Source organism: Streptomyces sp. NPDC021225 (genome assembly GCF_044332865.1).
Classification (GTDB): domain Bacteria; phylum Actinomycetota; class Actinomycetes; order Streptomycetales; family Streptomycetaceae; genus Streptomyces.
In genome coordinates, this window is the sequence record NZ_JBIRPV010000012.1 from 49747 (window position 1) to 66732 (window position 16986).

13 protein-coding genes are annotated in these 16986 nt (G+C 72.5%); 9 read left to right on the forward strand and 4 right to left on the reverse strand.

Features of this window, described 5'->3' with window-relative positions; all coding sequences use genetic code 11:
* Window positions 1-26 precede the first annotated feature (26 nt).
* Complete coding sequence (locus ACH4S9_RS36880; protein WP_398376001.1) at window positions 27-1430, reverse strand: serine hydrolase domain-containing protein; 1404 nt, start codon at window positions 1428-1430, stop codon at window positions 27-29.
* 188 nt (window positions 1431-1618) lie between these two features.
* On the opposite strand from ACH4S9_RS36880, the gene ACH4S9_RS36885 reads away from it, so the two are divergent.
* Together ACH4S9_RS36885 and gdhA are read left to right on the forward strand one after the other, a co-directional pair.
* Window positions 1619-2350, forward strand: coding sequence for a TetR/AcrR family transcriptional regulator (locus ACH4S9_RS36885; RefSeq protein WP_398376004.1), 732 nt, complete (start codon window positions 1619-1621; stop codon window positions 2348-2350).
* An 89-nt stretch (window positions 2351-2439) separates the two neighbouring features.
* Window positions 2440-3783: an NADP-specific glutamate dehydrogenase gene (gene gdhA / locus ACH4S9_RS36890; protein WP_398376006.1), complete on the forward strand. Its 1344-nt coding sequence runs from the start codon at window positions 2440-2442 to the stop codon at window positions 3781-3783.
* A 16-nt stretch (window positions 3784-3799) separates the two neighbouring features.
* Here the strand turns inward: gdhA and ACH4S9_RS36895 are convergent, their stop codons facing one another.
* Window positions 3800-7459 carry a hypothetical protein gene (locus ACH4S9_RS36895; protein ID WP_398376008.1) on the reverse strand — a complete coding sequence of 1220 codons (3660 nt, stop codon included), beginning with the start codon at window positions 7457-7459 and terminating at the stop codon, window positions 3800-3802.
* A gap of 238 nt (window positions 7460-7697) precedes the next feature.
* On the opposite strand from ACH4S9_RS36895, the gene ACH4S9_RS36900 reads away from it, so the two are divergent.
* Complete coding sequence (locus ACH4S9_RS36900; RefSeq protein WP_398376009.1) at window positions 7698-8501, forward strand: hypothetical protein; 804 nt, start codon at window positions 7698-7700, stop codon at window positions 8499-8501.
* A gap of 69 nt (window positions 8502-8570) precedes the next feature.
* Complete coding sequence (locus ACH4S9_RS36905) at window positions 8571-9905, forward strand: PQQ-binding-like beta-propeller repeat protein (protein ID WP_398376011.1); 1335 nt, start codon at window positions 8571-8573, stop codon at window positions 9903-9905.
* A 30-nt stretch (window positions 9906-9935) separates the two neighbouring features.
* Here ACH4S9_RS36905 and ACH4S9_RS36910 read toward each other — a convergent pair whose 3' ends face one another.
* Together ACH4S9_RS36910 and ACH4S9_RS36915 are read right to left on the reverse strand one after the other, a co-directional pair.
* Entirely contained in the window at window positions 9936-11123 is a 1188-nt protein-coding gene (locus tag ACH4S9_RS36910; protein ID WP_311726184.1) for a PP2C family protein-serine/threonine phosphatase, read from the reverse strand.
* 134 nt (window positions 11124-11257) lie between these two features.
* Window positions 11258-12076 carry an IclR family transcriptional regulator gene (locus ACH4S9_RS36915; protein ID WP_398376014.1) on the reverse strand — a complete coding sequence of 273 codons (819 nt, stop codon included), beginning with the start codon at window positions 12074-12076 and terminating at the stop codon, window positions 11258-11260.
* A 275-nt stretch (window positions 12077-12351) separates the two neighbouring features.
* On the opposite strand from ACH4S9_RS36915, the gene ACH4S9_RS36920 reads away from it, so the two are divergent.
* Genes ACH4S9_RS36920 through ACH4S9_RS36940 form a run of 5 tightly spaced genes read left to right on the forward strand, consistent with a single transcriptional unit; the run spans window position 12352 to window position 16976 of the window.
* The gene (locus tag ACH4S9_RS36920) at window positions 12352-12972 is read left to right on the forward strand and encodes a helix-turn-helix domain-containing protein (protein WP_311726182.1); all 621 of its coding nucleotides are present in this window, start codon (window positions 12352-12354) and stop codon (window positions 12970-12972) included.
* 3 nt (window positions 12973-12975) lie between these two features.
* Window positions 12976-14145: an ABC transporter substrate-binding protein gene (locus ACH4S9_RS36925; protein ID WP_311726181.1), complete on the forward strand. Its 1170-nt coding sequence runs from the start codon at window positions 12976-12978 to the stop codon at window positions 14143-14145.
* Window positions 14142-15083, forward strand: a complete 942-nt coding sequence (locus ACH4S9_RS36930) for an ABC transporter permease (protein ID WP_311726180.1) — start codon at window positions 14142-14144, stop codon at window positions 15081-15083. Before ACH4S9_RS36925 ends, ACH4S9_RS36930 begins: the two co-directional genes overlap by 4 nt.
* Window positions 15080-15862 carry an ABC transporter permease gene (locus ACH4S9_RS36935; protein ID WP_311726179.1) on the forward strand — a complete coding sequence of 261 codons (783 nt, stop codon included), beginning with the start codon at window positions 15080-15082 and terminating at the stop codon, window positions 15860-15862. Before ACH4S9_RS36930 ends, ACH4S9_RS36935 begins: the two co-directional genes overlap by 4 nt.
* Window positions 15852-16976, forward strand: coding sequence for an ABC transporter ATP-binding protein (locus ACH4S9_RS36940; protein WP_398376018.1), 1125 nt, complete (start codon window positions 15852-15854; stop codon window positions 16974-16976). The genes ACH4S9_RS36935 and ACH4S9_RS36940 overlap by 11 nt, the downstream gene beginning before the upstream one ends.
* Window positions 16977-16986 lie beyond the last annotated feature (10 nt).

The following is a 16986-nucleotide window of genomic DNA, read 5'->3' on the forward strand; positions in this document are numbered from 1 at the left end:
CTTGTCGTGCCGTGGCCGCGCGCGGCTCAGGCGATCTTGGGCGCCGCGCGCATGCCGATGTAGCAGCAGGCGGTGGAGTCGGGGAGGGTGGCGAACACCACGGGCATCCAGTCCTCGCTGAAGGAGGGGCCGGCGCCGGAGGCGGCGAAGACGGTGTCGGAGAGCGGGATCAGATCCGCCTCCAGCGGCGGGGAGAAGTCCTTCATGCCGTCGACGAACTCGTACACCAGGTGGGGCGTGCCGGCGCGCTCGGTGACGGTGATGACGACGCCCTCGCGCCGGTAGGTGCCCAGGTGCGGGGCGATGTCCACCGCGGGCGGATGGGCCGGCGGGGCGAAGGGCTCCGGCATCCGCACCCCGGCCAGCTCGCCGAGCAGCTCCCGGAAGAGATCGGCGTACAGCCGGCGCGCGCCGCCGCCGTTGGTCAGCAGGGCGATGGCCACGCCCGCCTCCGGCACCACGCGCAGATACGCGTACTGGCCGATCGAGGCGCCGTCGTGGCCGTAGCCCGGGGTGCCGAACCAGTCGTACAGCGTCCAGCCCAGGCCCCATCCGTCTGCGCTCACCGTCCACTTGTCGGGGACATCGACCTCGCGCCGCCCCATGGCCGCGACGGTCTCGGGGGCCAGCACGCGCGTACCGTCCGGTGCCGTACCGCCGTCGAGGTGCATCCGGGCCAGCCGGACCACATCGCCCGCGGTGGCGCAGACCCTGCCGTACGGGCCCGCCGAGCGCGGCATGAGGTCCCACGCGGGCGCCGGCTCCGGGTCCTGGCCTTCCTCGCCCAGGTGGCCCATCGCGGCCCGGAACCGCAGCACCTCCTCGGGGAGGGTCATGGTCTGCTCGAGCCCGAGCGGGGCGAGCAGCCGGTCCTTGAGCGCCGCGTCCCAGGTCTGGCCGGTCAGTACCTCGATGATGCGGCCCAGCACGTTGTACCCGACGCTGCTGTACGAGACCGCCGCCCCGGGCGGACAGTCCAGCGCCACCCCCTTGGCGGCCTCGACATAGCGGGCCAGGCAGTCGTCACCGCGCCCGGTGTCCTCGGTGAAGTCGCAGGTCAAACCGCTGGTGTGGCTGAGCAGTCGGCGGACGGTGACAGCGTCGGTGGCCTCGGGGTCGGCGGTGGCGAACTCCGGCAGCACGTCCACGACCGGTGCGTCCAGGTCGAGTTCGCCTGACTCGACCAGCCGCATCACCAGCGTGGCCGTGTAGACCTTGGCGATCGAGCCGAGCTGGAACACCGAGTCCGTGGTGGCCGCCACGCCGGTGCCCCGGTGCAGCACGCCGCTCGCCAGCTCGTGGATCTCCCCGTCGGCCAGCACCGCCAGGGTCGCGCCGGGCACATGGCAGGCGGTGCGCAGCTCGTCGAGACGGGACTGCCAGCGCGTGGTGTCGAAGGCGGTGGCTTCCTGGCCCTTGATGCTCGACATGGCGTCTCCCTCGGTGAAGGACGGCGTGCGTCCGAACGGTGTGCGCTACGCCGAACACTGTACGGAGACCGCACAGTGTTCGCAAGGCCGCACACTGTACGCCCGAGCGGCTATCCTGAGCCGCGAGCCGCGAGCCGCGAGCCGCGAGCCGCGGAAGAAGCGGAAGAAGCGGAAGAAGAGGAGGCCATATGCCGAGCGACACGAAGCGACCGATCCCGTCGGTATGGACCCGTCCCCAGCGCCCCAGGCGCGAGCAGCCCGCGCTGAGCCGGGACCAGATCGTGTCCGCCGCCCTCGAACTGCTCGACACCGAGGGCATCGACGCCCTGAGCATGCGGAAGCTCGGCAGCCGGCTGAACGCCGGAGCCACCTCGCTCTACACCCATGTGGCCGACAAGGGCGAGCTGATCGAGCTGGTCGTGGACGCGGTCTACGGCGAGATCGAAATCCCGGAGGCCACGGACCCGGCCCACTGGCGGGAGGCCGCGACCCGCTGTGCCCAGGGCCTCAGGTCGGCGATCCTGGCCCACCCGTGGATGGCCTCCGTGCTCGGCGGGGCCTGGGTGACCCAGCTGGGGCCGAACCTGATGCGGCTCTCCGAGAACATGCTCGCCGTCTTCGAGCAGGCGGGCCTCCCGGCGGCCGAGACCGATCCCGCCGTCTCCGCGCTCACGGCGTACGTCATCGGCATGGCCACCAGCGAGGCCGCCTGGCTCACCACGCTCGCCCGCAGCGGCCAGAGCGAGCGGGAGTGGGTGGAGCAGCTGTGGCCGGCCGTCGAGGACGCGGCACAGGACCATCCCAAGCTGCGCGAGCAGTACGCCGGGCTCCGCGGCAAGGACCCGCGCGAGACCCGGGACGAGAAGTTCGACTACGGGCTTCAGCGGGTCCTCGACGGGCTGGCGGCCCGGCTCGGCTGAGCGGGGCGGATGACCGGATCCCCCGGCCCGCCGTCGCGCTCGGCGCGGCGGACCGGTCCCGGCGGGGTCCGCTGCCACACTGAGCGGCCATGGACGTCACCGCTCGTATCGAGTCCGTGTACGCGCAGATCGTGCGCCGCAACCCCGGGGAAGCGGAGTTCCACCAGGCGGCGGGCGAGGTGCTGCACACCCTCGCGCCCGTGCTCCGCGCGCATCCGGACCATCTCGACGCCCGGATCGTGGAGCGGCTCTGCGAACCGGAGCGGCAGATCATCTTCCGGGTGCCCTGGGTGGACGACCAGGGGGACATCCATGTGAACCGGGGCTTCCGGGTGGAATTCAACAGCGCGCTCGGGCCGTACAAGGGGGGCCTGCGCTTCCACCCCAGCGTCAACCTGGGGATCGTCAAGTTCCTCGGCTTCGAGCAGATCTTCAAGAACGCGCTGACCGGGCTGTCGATCGGCGGCGGCAAGGGCGGCGCGGACTTCGACCCCAAGGGCCGCTCCGACAGCGAGGTCATGCGCTTCTGCCAGTCCTTCATGACCGAGCTCCACCGGCACATCGGCGAGCACACCGACGTCCCGGCCGGGGACATCGGGGTGGGCGGGCGCGAGATCGGCTATCTGTTCGGCCAGTACAAGCGGCTGACCAACCGCTTCGAGGCCGGCGTGCTGACCGGCAAGGGCGTCGGCTGGGGCGGCTCGCACGCGCGCACCGAGGCCACGGGATACGGCACCGTCCACTTCGCCCAGGAGATGCTGCGCACCCGCGGCCGCCAGTTCGACGGCTGCGATGTGGTGGTCTCCGGCTCCGGCAATGTGGCCGTCTACGCCATCGAGAAGGTGCACGCCCTCGGCGGCCGCGTGGTGGCCTGCTCCGACTCCTCCGGATTCGTGGTCGACCGGGACGGGATCGATCTCGGCCTGCTCAAGGAGGTCAAGGAGGCCCGGCGGGCGCGGATCGCCGAGTACGCCCGGGCCCGGCAGGGGGCGGTGTTCTCCGACCGGGGCTCAGTGTTCGAGGTCGACTGCGACATCGCCCTCCCCTGCGCCACCCAGAACGAGCTGGACGAGCAGGACGCGGTGACGCTGGTGAAGAACGGCGTGCTGGCCGTGGCCGAGGGCGCGAACATGCCCTGCACCCCGGCCGCGGTCGAGATCCTGCGGGAGGCCGGGGTGCTCTTCGGCCCCGGCAAGGCCGCCAACGCGGGCGGAGTGGCCACCTCCGCGCTGGAGATGCGGCAGAACGCGGCCCGCGAGCGGTGGACCTTCGAGCAGACCGAGGCCCGGCTGGCCACCGTCATGTCCGATGTCCACGCGCTGTGCCGGGCCACCGCGGAGGAGTACGGGGCCCCGGACGACTACGCGCTCGGCGCGAACGTCGCGGGGTATCTGCGGGTGGCGGAGGCCATGGCCGCGCACGGCGTGGTCTGAGTCCAACACCGGATTCTCACGCCGGGCACACCCGGCCGGACGGCTGGTCCGGCAGATAGGTGGCGCGTTCGCGCCGGGTGAGGTCCCGGTCGACGGTCCCGCAGATCTTGCCGATCGCCTCGGACGGCCGCCGGAGGTCTAGGTTCCACAGCCGTACGGTCTCGTCGTCGCCGCCGCTGGCCAGGGTGCGGCCGTCCGGGCTGAACGCCACCCCCCACACGCCGTCGGTGTGCCCGCGCAGCGAGCCGCGGGGCTCGCCGCTCTCCGCGTCCCACAGCCGTACGGTCTCACCCCCGCTGACCAGGGTGCGCCCGTCGGGGCTGAACACCACCGAGAACACGCTCTCGGTGTGGCCGTCGAGCACCTTCCGGGTACGCCCGCTCGCCACGTCCCACAGCCGCACCGAGCCGTCCATGCCGCCGCTGGCCAAGGTGCGGCCGTCGCGGCTGAACGCCGTGGACGTCACGCCCGCGGTGTGGCCCTTCAGGGTGCGCAGCGCGCGGCCGGTCTTCGCGTCCCACAGCCGCACCGTGCGGTCGACGCCGCTGGTGGCAAGCGTGCGGCCGTCCGGGCTGAACGCCACCGAAAACACGCCCTTGTCATGGCCGCGGAGCACCCGAAGGGCCCGGCCGCTCGACACGTCCCATAGCCGGGCGGTCTTGTCGTTGCTGCCGGTGGCCAGCGTGCGGCCGTCGGGACTGAACGCCACAGACCGTACGAAGTCGGTGTGGCCGTGCAGGCCGCGGCGGATCCAACCAGTGTCCGGGTTCCACAGGTGGATCACTCCGTCGAAGCGCCCGGTCGCCAGGGTGCGGCCGTCCGGGCTGAACGCGAGCGACGGCATGTCCTCACGCGACCCGAGGGTGAGGGAGCGCCGTTGTTCGCCGCTCGCCGCGTCCCACAGCTTCACGGTGTCGTCGCGGCCGTTGCCACTGGCGAGGGTGCGGCCGTCGGGGGCGAACGCCACCGACAGCACACCGCCGGGCTGTCTGGCCAGGATGTCCCTGGCGCGGCCGGTCGCCACGTCCCACAGCCGCAGCAGCCCCTCGTCCCCGCCGGTGGCCAGCGTGCGGCCGTCGGGGCTGAACGCCACCGACAACACCGGGCCGTCGTAGCCGAGGGAGAAGGCGTCCCGGGCCAGGCCCGCGTCGAGGTCCCACAGCCGCACATGAGAGCCGCCGCCCCCGGTCGCCAGCGCCCGGCCGTCCGGGCTGAACGCCAGCGAACGCGCCGGGCCAAGCTCGGGGAGGGTGTCCCGGAGTTCGCCGGTGCCCGCGTTCCACAGCCGGACGGAACGTTCGCCCCCGCCAGTGGCGAGCGTGCGGCCGTCTGGGCTGAAGGCCACCGCGAGCACACCTTCCGAGTCGCCGGTGAAGCTCGTGCGGAGGCGGCCGGTCCCGGTGTCCCACAGCCGTACCTTCCGGTCGATGGCGCCCGTGGCCAGCGTGCGGCCGTCCGGGCTGAACGCCACCGAGACGACCGTGTCGGCGTGGCCGGTGAGGGTCGCGCGAAGACGGCCGGTCCCGGTGTCCCACAGCCGCACCAGCCCGTCGGAGCGGCCCGTGGCCAGCGTGCGGCCATCCGGGCTGAACGCCATCGTCATCATCATCCCCGCGCGGGGGGTGAGGGTGCGTCGCACCCGCCCGGTGCCCGCGTGGCTCAGCCGCACCTCACGGGCGTCGGCGACGGCGAGCGTACGGCCGTCCGGGCTGAACGCCACCGACGTCACCTGGCCGACGTGGCCGGTGAGGGTGTCCCGGACCCGTCCGGTCGCGGCGTCCCGCAGCAGCACCGTGCCGTCCTCCCCGCCCGTGGCCAGCGTGCGGCCGTCCGGGGCGAACGCCACCGACAGCACCTCGCCCTTGTGCCCGGTGAGGCGCTTCTGGGCGGGGAGGGCGGCCGCGGCGTACAGGCTGTCGGTGGCCTCGGCGGTGGGGTGGGTCCGATAGGCCCGCACGGCCAGCAGCGAGGCCAGGTCGGGGTTTTGGTCGAGCAGCGCGGCGGACTGGGCGGCCAGTTGCCTGGACTGCGCCAGTTGCCGCGCGGCCTGGGCCTTGTGCTCCTCGCCGACGGCCGTGTTCCGCTGCCAGAAGGCGACCCCCGTGGCGACCAAGGCGAGGCACAGGGCCACGGAGACCGCCGCCAGAACCTGGCGCAGCCGCCGCCGCTCCTTGCGCAGCCCCGCGCGGCTCTCCGCGAGGAAGGCGTGCTCGGCCGGGGTGAGGTCCGCGGCCCGCTCGGGCGGGCCGAACGCCTCGTCCGCCTCCGCCAGCCGCACCCCCCGGTACAGCGCGCCGTGATCCCGGCCCAGCCGCTCCCAAGCGAGGGCGGCCTCGGTCAACTGGCGGTGGAGGCGCAGCCGGTGCCGGTCCTCGTCGATCCAGTCGCGCAGCCGGGGCCAGGCGGTGATCAGGGCCTCGTGCGCGAGATTGACGACCTCGTCGTCGAGGGTGATCAGCCGGGCGCGGGCCAGCCGCTCCAGCACCGCGGCCGCCTCGCCCGGCCCGTCGGCCTGGAGCTCGGCGCGGTCCGCCGGGCGCCGGGTGTCGGGCGCCCCCTCGCCCGGGGTGACCAGCCGCAGCAGGATCCGCCGGGCCGCGAGGGCCTGTTCGGGCGGCAGCCGGTCGTAGAGGTCCTCGGCGGTCTGGGCGACGGCGCCGTGGATGCCGCCGGTGGCCTCGTACGCGGCCATGGTCAGGGTGCGGGCGCGGCGGCGGCGCCAGGTCTCCAGCAGGACGTGCGACAGCAGCGGCAGCCCGCCGGGCTCGTCGGCGACCTCCTCGACGAGCCGTGCGGTCAGGGCGCGTTCGACGATCAGCCCCTCGGCGGCGGCCGGTTTGACGATGGCCTCGCGCAGCTCCGCCGGGGTCATCGGGGCCACCAGCAGCGTGGCGTCCCGCAGCGCGTCGGCGAGGGCACGGTGCCCGGCGCAGTGGCCGAAGAAGTCCGCGCGCACGGCGACCACGACGCGTAAGCGGCGCTCGGGGTCGCGGGCGGACAGCAGCAGCTCGATGAACTCCGCCCGCTCGGCCGGGTCATGGCAGAGCGTGAAGGTCTCCTCGAACTGGTCGACGACGACCACGGTGTCGCCCCGGCCCCGGGCCGCCGTCAGCGCCTGGGCGTGGGCGCGGGCGGGGTGCGGGCCGGGGGTGAGGATGCGGAGGGCGGCGGGGCGCCCGGCCGCCGGGCCCGCGTCCTGAAGGGCCGGGATGAACCCGGCGCGCAGCAGTGAGGACTTCCCGCTGCCCGAGGCGCCCACCACGGCCGCGAACCGTCGCTCCCGGATCAGCCCGACGAGGTCCTCGGTGAGCCGGTCGCGCCCGAAGAACCGCTCGCGGTCCTCCGGCTGGAAGCGCCGCAGCCCCGGGTAGGGCGGGACGGCGTCGTCGTCCTCCTCGGGCGGCCGGCACAGGAGTTGGTCCGTCACCTGCTGCCAGCGCCGCTCCCACGCCGCGCTGTCCCCGCCGCACGCGGTCACATACGCCAGGGCGACCGCCAGCGAGGGAAGCCGGTCGCCCGAGGCCGCCTGGGCCAGGGTCGCCGTCGAGTACTCGGTCCTGCGCGCCATCGCCCGATAGGTCAGCCCGCCCGCGCTCTGCCGCAAGGCCCGCAACTCAAAGGCGAATCGCTCCACCGGCCCGGCACTCGGGTCCAGCGGACTCTCCTTGCGCCCCACTCGCCACCCCTCCCCGTCATGGCCTGGCGTTTCCGCCCGGCGCACGCCTCCCACCCGTACCGGACGCCGCCGGGACGGCAGCCGTTCCCCCCCTCCATGAATTGTCCAGCGCCGCGAATGGGGCGTGCCAGACAACGTTCGGCCGCGAAAACTCGAGGTCAGACGGGGTCGCACCGGCCGGACAACGCGACCGGCCCGCGTACCTCGTCAGTCCATCGCGAACGAGGGGAACAAGCACATGCACACGAAGATGCGACTGGTGGGCGCCGCCATGGCGGGGGCGGTTCTGCTCCCGATCGGCGCGTCGTCGACGGCTTTCGGCCAGTCGGCGCCGGCGGGGGCGCCGGCCGCTCGGGGCTGTGTCGCCAAGTCGGCCGACGACGTCAAGGCGCAGACCCAGCAGGTCACCGCGCTCATCCAGAAGCTGGAGGGCCAGAGGATCTCGCAGGACCGGATCGACGCGAAGCTGGCCGCGGACCACTGCCTGGAGCGGGTGGACGGGGGCGGCTCGGAGTTCAGCACGCTCGGCAACCCGAGCGATGAGATCAAGATCGCAAAGCCGGTCATCTACAAGGCCGAGGGGAAGGACCGCTACATCGCCGCTGCCAGCTGGAAGTGGAAGAAGATCCCCTCCAACACCAAGGGGCTCGACGCGTTCGCCATCAGCTTCAGCAAGAAGGTCACCCCCCTGGCGCACTCGCTTGTCTATCGGGGCAACGGGCAGGTCTACGGCAAGAAGAAGATGACGCAGGCGTTCAAGTCCAGCGCCTACGGAGCGGGATTCCTCTTCAACGAGGGCCCGAATGTGGGCAAGATCGACATGCAGGGGTACCAGGGCGTCATGGGTATCTCCTTCAAGGCCAGCAAGCGCGGCTGCTGGAACCTCCAGGCGTTCTCCAAGTACGGCCACTCCTGGAAGTCCCAAAGCGCGACCGGCATCACCCTCGGACTCACGAGCATCGGCTTCAACTGGGCGAACACCGGCAACAAGTGGACCCAGGCCAGCCAGCCCAGCCGCGAAGTGCGAGTCTGCCGGTCATAGCGCGGGCGCAGTGAGCAGCGGCCGGCGTCCCCTGAGCGGGGCGCCGGCCGCCAGGGGAGGGAGCACACGATGTCCATTCGACGCCTGTGGGACCGCTGGTTCGCGTCCCGGCCCCGGCTGCGGGTGCCGCTCGCCGTGGTGCTCGTCCTCGCGCTGGGGGCGGGCGGCTGGCAGGCGTACGCCCGGTTCACGGACGACGACGGCCCGCGCGAGTGGACGAAGGGGCCGTACGGCAAGGCGCCCGTGGCGCTGGGGAAGACGGCCCCGGCCCGCCCCGGCGAGATGGTGCGGCGCCTGAACAGGACTCCCCTTGCCGTCGTCGGCGGGCTGGCGCTCTACAAGGACACCACCCGCGACGGCACCCGCCTGACCGCGCGGAATGTGCGCACGGACCGGATCCACTGGCAGTACGGGCGCGACAAGGAGCTCCCGTACGACCTGGTGATCGGCGACGAACTGGCCCTCCTGTGGTGGAACGGCGGGGGCCTGACCGCCGTCGATCTGCGCACCGGCGAGCCGCGGTGGCACGCCGAGACGCCGAGGACGCTCGACGACGGCTACCACGGCCTGGTCACGAACCTGCGCGTCATGGACGGAACCGTGCTCGTCGCGTCCGAGGAGGAGCTGTGGGCGCTCTCCGCGGCCGACGGGAAGCGCCGGTGGCGGGCCGCGCCGCCGAAGGGCTGCGAGCGGTGGTCGCCCACGGACGCACCATTCGCGCTGGGGGAGGTGTACGTCGTGGAGGCCGGCGGCTGCCCGGACGACCCCGCCCTGGACGACGATCCGCAGACCGCCCGGATGGCGCAGATCGGGCTGGACGCGGACACCGGCGCCGTACGGTGGCGGTTCGCGCACGACGCGCGGCTCGCCCCGTACCGGCCCGTGGACGACGCCACCCTGGTCGCCGCCCCGGCCGACAGCGACGGCGGCATGTCGGTGACCGATGTGTCCGGGCGGCGGCCCAGCACCCGTACCCTGCCGTTCCCCGACGGGGAGCGGGCGCGGGGAAACACGGCCAGGACCCTGGTGTCCCAGGCTTACGACGACCCCGGCGCGCTGCGCGGCTACGCCCTGGACGACGGCCGGCGCCGGTGGACCCACCGGCCGCCGAAGGGCACCCGCCTCGGGGAGGCGGTGGTCGCCGACGGACGGGTGTATGTCGTGGAGCAGCCGCCCCAGGAGAAGGGCTGGCCGCCCCCGCCCGGCCCGTCGCGGCTGCTGGTCCTGGACGCCGAGCGCGGCGAACTCCTGCACTTCCTCGACCTGCCCGAGCTGGACGGGAGGCGAGGCGGCGGGGCGCAGGAACTGGTGCCGTCGCACGCCCGGAACGGCGTGGTCACGGTCTCCTGGGACAGGAGCAGCCGCTACGTCGATGTGCTGGTCCTCACCGACGCCCGGCCCTGAGAACCCTGAGCGCCTCGGGCACCGGGCGCCTCAGGCACCGGTGCCCGGGCCGGCGGCCACGGCCGAGGCGGCGGCCGTGTCCGCGGCCGTCGGCTTGCGGAGCAGCACCAGCGCCGCGTCGTCGTGGAGCCGGCCGCCGACGTGCTCCAGCAGCTCGTCGTGGAGGGCGGCGACGGTGCGGGACGGCTCCGCGCAGGCGTGCCGGGCCACCCGCTCGGCCAGCGGGTAGAAGGCGCGCATGCCGTCCCGGGCCTCGGTGACCCCGTCGGTGTAGAGCAGCAGCTGGTCGCCGTCGGAGAAGGGCAGCACCTGGAGACTCGGGCGGCGGCCGACCAGGGCGCGCAGCCCCAGCGGCGGGGCCGGGTGGGTCGGCTCGACCGCCGTGACGTTGGAGTGGCTGACCAGCAGCGGCGGGGCGTGTCCGCAGTTGACGACCTCCATCCGGCCCGGCTGGGGGTATCCGGCGACCACGGCGGTCACGAAATCGTCGGGGCCGAGGTTGCGGGCCAGGCTGCGTTCGATCCGCTCGACGACATCGAGCAGGTCAGGCTCGTCGTACGCGGCCTCGCGGAAGACGCCGAGCACCAGCGCGGTGGTGCCCACCGCGGGCAGCCCCTTCCCGCGCACATCGCCCACGATCAGCCGTACGCCGTACGGCGTGGGCACCAGCGCGTACAGGTCGCCGCCGATCCGGGCCTCCGCGGCGGCGGCGCTGTAGCGCACGGCCACCTGGAACGGGCCGACGGTCGCGGGCACCGGCTTGAGCAGGGCGTTCTGGGCGGTCTCGGCGACCGAGCGGACGGCCGCCAGCACCCGTTCGCGGCGCCCGCGCAGCAGGCTGGCCAGCCCGCTGGCCAGGGTGACGGCGACCAGCGCGGACAGTGTGACCGCCTGCTCGCGGGCCGGTTCCCCGGTCCGGGCGGCGAGCACCGCGCCCAGCGCCACGGCGAGGAAGCCGATGCCCAGCACGCTGCGGGGCCGGCAGGTGGCGGCGGCCAGCGCGGGGCCCACGGCGAGCAGCGGGAGCCAGCTCAGCCCGGCGTCCCCGATGCAGACGAGCAGCGCGACCAGGGAGGTGGTCAGCACGGTCACCACGACGGCGATGTACGCGCCGCAGCGGGATTCGTCCAGGGATGCCGCCCAGGAGGCCGGGTCCGGCCGCCGGGCATGCGCATGCTTCAGCCGGTGGCCATGGTGATGGTCTCGGGCCTGGCTCATGTCAGTGTCCGAACTCTCTCCGCTCGCGGCGCGCACCCAGGCTGCTCTCGCCCGAATGTCCGTGATGCCCGTCTCTTGTGGAGACGTCCCTTATAGACAACACGCCCACGATGGCCATTACAAGAGTTCGAATTTCAGATAGTGAGCGAAAGCCCCCTGGTCACGCGGTCGCCCGCGGGGATCAGCCGGGCCCGGACCACGTCCAGGCGCGAGGCCCCGACGCGCGCGGCCCCGGGACGGGAGGACCTCAGACGGGAGGACCCCAAGCGCGAGGACGACTCCGCCCGCAGCGAGACCCCGAGCGCGCCGAGCATGTCCCCGCTGTAGACGGGCACCGCGAGACAGACCGCACCGAGGACGGACTCCTCGCGGTCGAGGACGGGCGCCCCGGACGGGCCGGCGTCGAGGCGCCGGAGAAGTTCGGCCCGGTGGGTCACGGTCCGGGGCGTGAGATCGACCAGCGGGTGCCGGGACAGATAGTCCTCGCGGGAATCGGCGCCCAGCTCGCGCAACACGCACTTGCCCAGCGCCGTGGCGTGTCCGGCCTCCTCGAACCCCACCCCGAGGTCCACCCGCGGCACCCGCGGGCTGTCGACGATGTCGACGACCCTGATCTCGCCATCCTCGTAGAAGGTCAGATACGCGGCGACCGACAGCTCGTCGCGCAGCGCGGCGAGCGTGGGGCGGACGCGGGCCAGCAGCGTCTGGCCGCGGCTGCCGGCGCGCAGGGCGTCGACCTTCTCCCCGACCACGAACCCGCCGTCGTCGAGCTTGTGCGCATACCCGTCGTGACAGAGCGTGCGCAGCAGGTGGTAGGTGGTGGCCAGGGGCAGCCCCACCTCGCGTGCGAGCTGCTTCGCCGGCGCGCCGCCCTCGTGCGCGCCCACGGCCTCCAGCAGCCGGAAGGCCCGCTGCACGGATGTGATGAGCGTAGGGGCCACCTGAGCGCTCATGACTCCAGCTTGCGCCGGACGGCCGGGGCAGGCAAGGGATGGCGGCAAGCCTCTGACCTGCGACGCGGCCATGACAGAACGGCCCGCGGCACGCGAGCGCCGCTCCGGCGCCGCCCGCACCCCATCCATTCATCTCAACTACGCCTGCATCACGGTTACTTCACACCTGACAGATTTTGTTAAGCAACTCTTGTCACGCCAGTTGGGCCGTGTCATGGTGCTTGCCATTCATCTCCCGTCGATCACTTCCGCTTCCTACCCCGCCCGGAGCTCAAGTGTCCGCCGAACCCAAGTCCGTCCCCGAACCGAAGTCCGCCCCCGAACCGCCCGCCGAACGTCCCGAGTCGGACGTGGGCAGGCGTGTGCATGCGTTCCGACGCCTGCGCCGTATGTCGCTGCGCGCCCTCGCGGAGCGCAGCGACGTCAGCGGGAGCTTCCTCAGCCAGCTCGAGCGCGGGCGCAGCAGCGCCTCCATCTCGACGCTGGCGCGCATCGCCTCCGCCCTCGGCATCACCATGGCCGAGCTGTTCGACACCTCGGCCATCGGTCCCACGCCCCTGCGCGCCCAGGACCGGCCGGAGCTCCCCTGGGTCGGTGGTGGCCGCAAGACCTCGCTCACCCGGGAACCGCTGGCCGGTTTCGGGGTGTACGAGGCCGAGTTCGCGCCGGGAGGCTCGACCGGGGACGAGCAGTACAGCCACCCCGGGTGGCATGAGGTCGTCGTGGTGCTGACCAACCAGGTGACCGTACTGCTCGACACCGAGCGCTTCGTGCTCGGCGAGGGAGACAGCCTGGACTTCGACTCCAGGCAACCGCACCGCATCGTCAACGAGACCGATGCCATGTCCGTCGTCCACTGGGTGCTGGGCCCCGTTCAGCCCGGCGACAAGGAGTAGCCGATGTCCCCCCGATCCCCATTCTCCGGAGCATTCCACGGGGCGTTCCGCGGAGTGCGGACCCGACGCCCCGCGCTGGCCGGGACCGCCTTCGCGACCGTCGGTGTGCTGCTCACGGCCGGCTGCGCGCAAGGGGGGCCCGGCAAGGAGGCCGACGCGGCCGATCTCGTCGGCAAGCCCGCGGGCACGGTCAAGAAGGAAGCGCTCAAGGACGTCCGGATGACCTATGTGTCATACGGCGGCGGCATGCAGGACGGCCAGGAGGCCGCGTTCGTCGAGCCGTTCGCCAAGGAGTCCGGCGCCGATGTGCTCACCGACGGCCCCACCGACCCGGCCAAGATCAAGACGCAGGTGGACTCCAAGAACGTGCTGTGGGACGTGGTCGACACCACCCCGTGGGACGCCGCCGCCAACTGCGGGACGCTGTACGAAAAGCTGGACTACAAAATCATCGACACCAGCCAGCTGCCGCGCCAGACCCCCGAGTCGGACTGCATGGTCCCCTCGCTGATCTACGGGTACGGCCTCTTCTACAACGCCGAGAAGTACGGGGACAATCCCCCCACGACCTGGGCGGACTTCTTCGACACCGAGAAGTTCCCGGGCAAGCGGGGCGTCGACGGCCGTCCGACCCCCACCCCCGGCATCTTCGAGGCGGCCCTGCTGGCCGACGGCGTGGGCCCGAGCAAGCTGTACCCGCTGGACACCAAGCGGGCGCTGCGCAAGTGGGACAGCGTCAAGTCCGACCTCACGTACTGGAAGACCGGCGCCCAGCAGACCCAGATCGTGCAGTCCGGCCAGGCGGACATGGTGATGGCGTGGAGCGGCCGCATCTACGAGGCCAACGCCAACGGCGCCGACTTCCGCCCGGTGTGGAACAACAGCTTCACCCTCTATGACGTGTTCGCCGTGCCGAAGGGCTCGAAGAACGACAAGGCCGCGATGGGCCTGATCAACTACGCGCTCGGGGCCGAGCAGCAGACCAGGCAGTCCGAGTACACCAGCTACGCGCCGGTCAACGTCGGCGCCAAGCCCAAGCTGTCCCCGCAGGGCAAGAAGCTCGACCCGACACAGGAGACGGTGCTCAACCAGTCCATCACCCCCGACTTCACCTACTGGGGCAAGAACCGGGACAAGCTGTCCAAGGCCTGGTCCGACTGGCTGAACGGATGACAGCGCTCTCCCCCCGTACGGACCGTACGACGCCCGGCCGGCACGCCGACCGGCCGGGCGGGCGCGCGGAGCCCCCCGCCGCCACCGACCGGGCCCCCGGCTCCCCCCGGCGCTGGCTGCTGATCGTGCCGACCGCGCTGCTGGTGCTGGCCGGCTTCGTCTACCCGGTCGCCACGATCGTGGTGCGCAGCGTCACCCAGCCGGAGCCCGGTCTCCAGAACTTCTCGTGGCTGCTGCACGACACCACCTCGCTCGAGGTGCTGGGCCGCACCCTGGCCGTCGCCGCCCTGGCCACGCTGATCACCCTGGTGCTCGGCTACCCGTACGCGTATCTGATGACGGTGTCCGGACCGGCGCTGCGCGGGCTGCTGATGCTGGCCGTGCTGATGCCGTTCTGGACCAGCCTGATGGTGCGCGTCTTCGCCTGGGTGATCATCCTTCAGGACAACGGCGTGCTCAACACGGTCCTGGGCGCGCTGGGCCTCGGCGAGACGCATCTGCTCGGGACCACCACGGGCGTGCTGATCGGCATGTGCCAGCTCCTGATGCCGTTCATGGTGCTGCCCCTGTTCAACGCGATGCGCTCGATCGACCGGCGGGTGGTGCAGGCCGGGATGATCTGCGGCGCACCGCCCTGGACGGCGTTCCGGCGGGTCTTCGTCCCGCTGTCGCTGCCCGGGGTGTTCGCCGGGTCGCTGATGGTGTTCATCCTCTCGCTCGGCTTCTACATCACCCCCGCCGTGCTCGGCTCGCCCCGCCAGGAGCTGCTGCCCAACGCGCTGTACACGCAGATCAGCGAGTTGCTGAACTGGGGCCGCGGCGGGGCGCTCGCGGTGGCCCTGCTGCTCACGGCGGGCCTGCTGCTCGCGGTGACGGCCTGGGTGTCCAAGCGGGTCACCGGTAAGTCGGCCCAGGTCACGGGAGGTCTGGAGCTGTGAGCAGGCGAATCCCCCTCAAGATCTTCGGCGCGCTGGTCGCGCTCTGGCTGGTCGCCCCGACGCTGGTGGTGATCCCGCTCAGCTTCACCGGGCAGCGCTCGCTGGCGTTTCCGCCCGAGCGCTGGTCCCTGCGGTGGTACGAGTCGTTCTTCTCGGACAGCCGCTGGGTGGCCGATCTGCTGAACTCGCTCCAGATCGCCGCCCTCGTCGGGGTCCTGGCCACCGTGCTGGGCACGGCCGCCAGCTACGCCCTGACCCGCGGCCGGTTCCGGGGCCGGGGCGTGGCGGGCGCGCTGCTGATCGCCCCGATGCTGGTGCCCACGGTCGTCTTCGCGGTGGGCCTCTACGCGCTGTTCCTCCAGCTGCGGCTGGTGGGGACGTTCACCGGGTTCCTGATCGCGCACACCGTGCTGGCCCTGCCGTTCGTGATCGTCCCGGTGTCCTCGGTGCTGTCGCGGTTCGACACCACGCTGGAGCGCGCGGCGGCGATCTGCGGCGCGAGCCGCGGGCGCGCCTTTCTCACGGTCACCCTGCCGGTGATCGCGCCCGGTCTGCTGTCCGGGTTCATGTTCGCCTTCGTGACCTCCTTCGACGAGGTCGTGGTGTCCATGTTCATCTCCAGCCCCTATCTGGAGACCCTGCCGGTGCGGATGTACAGCAGCATCCAGCGCGACGTCGATCCCACCATCGCCGCCGCGGCCACCCTCATCATCTGCTTCACCAGCGCGCTGATCGCGATCGCGCTGCTCGCACCATCGCGGAGGCGACGTGTCAGCTGACCTCAAGCGCGGCGGGTCCGCCGACCTCACGTCGGCCGACCTCAAGCGCACCGGGGCCGCCATCGAACTGCGCGGCCTGACCAAGAACTACGGGTCGAGCCGGGCCGTGCGCGGCGTCTATCTCACCATCCAGCCGGGCGAGTTCATGACCTTCCTGGGCCCCAGCGGCTCGGGCAAGACGACCACGCTCAACATGATCGCGGGCTTTGTGCCGCCGACCTCGGGCGACATCCTGGTCGACGGCAAGCCGCTGAACTCCGTGCCCCCGCACCGGCGCGAGATGGGCATGGTCTTCCAGGGCTACGCCCTGTTCCCGCACCTGAGTGTGTGGGACAACATCGAATTCCCGTTGCGGCAGCGGAAGCTGCCGAAGGCGCGGCGGCGCGAACTGGTGCGCGCGGCGGTGCGGACCGTACAGCTGGAGGGGTTCGAACGGCGCCGCCCCGCGGAGCTGTCCGGCGGCCAGCAGCAGCGGGTCGCCTTCGCGCGGGCCATCGTCTACCGGCCGCCGGTGCTGCTCATGGACGAGCCGCTGGGCGCGCTCGACAAGAAGCTCCGCGAGGCCCTCCAGGAGGAGATCCGGGAGATCCACCGCCAGGTGGGCACCACGTTCCTCTATGTCACCCACGACCAGGAGGAGGCGCTCACCCTCTCCGACCGGATCGCCGTCTACGACGACGGGCGGATCGTGCAGGTGGGCACCGCGGAGGAGCTCTACGAGCGGCCCGAGTCGCTGTTCGTGGCCCAGTTCCTCGGCGAGTCCACGCTGCTGCGCGGCGTCGTCCACCCCGACGACCCGGGGCGGCTGCACGCGGGCGCGTACGGCGTGCCGCTGGGCGGCGCCCACACGGTGCGCGGCGACGCCGTGGTCGTGATCCGCCCCGAGCGGCTGCGGCTGTCGGCCGAGCAGCCGGCCCCCGGCCGGGCCGGGGTGCCGATCACCGTGCGCGACGAGACGTACCTCGGCCACTCGCGGAAGCTGACCGTCGAACTGCCCGGCGGGTCCACCGGGCTGGTCCGGGAGGGCCCCGGCACCGCCTCCGGGCTGCGCGTCGGCGACACCGGCTTCGCCACCTGGGACCCGGCCGTCGCCGCCGTGGTCCCCGCCACATGACCTCTTGATA

What these genes read in the sequence shown, in the direction of transcription:
- ACH4S9_RS36905 (WP_398376011.1), top strand. Translation starts at nt 8,571, where the DNA reads ATGTCCATTCGACGCCTGTGGGACCGCTGGTTCGCGTCCCGGCCCCGG.
- ACH4S9_RS36930 (WP_311726180.1), top strand. Translation starts at nt 14,142, where the DNA reads ATGACAGCGCTCTCCCCCCGTACGGACCGTACGACGCCCGGCCGGCAC.
- ACH4S9_RS36910 (WP_311726184.1), bottom strand. Translation starts at nt 11,123, where the DNA reads ATGAGCCAGGCCCGAGACCATCACCATGGCCACCGGCTGAAGCATGCG.
- ACH4S9_RS36900 (WP_398376009.1), top strand. Translation starts at nt 7,698, where the DNA reads ATGCACACGAAGATGCGACTGGTGGGCGCCGCCATGGCGGGGGCGGTT.
- ACH4S9_RS36925 (WP_311726181.1), top strand. Translation starts at nt 12,976, where the DNA reads ATGTCCCCCCGATCCCCATTCTCCGGAGCATTCCACGGGGCGTTCCGC.
- ACH4S9_RS36880 (WP_398376001.1), bottom strand. Translation starts at nt 1,430, where the DNA reads ATGTCGAGCATCAAGGGCCAGGAAGCCACCGCCTTCGACACCACGCGC.
- ACH4S9_RS36915 (WP_398376014.1), bottom strand. Translation starts at nt 12,076, where the DNA reads ATGAGCGCTCAGGTGGCCCCTACGCTCATCACATCCGTGCAGCGGGCC.
- gdhA (WP_398376006.1), top strand. Translation starts at nt 2,440, where the DNA reads ATGGACGTCACCGCTCGTATCGAGTCCGTGTACGCGCAGATCGTGCGC.
- ACH4S9_RS36885 (WP_398376004.1), top strand. Translation starts at nt 1,619, where the DNA reads ATGCCGAGCGACACGAAGCGACCGATCCCGTCGGTATGGACCCGTCCC.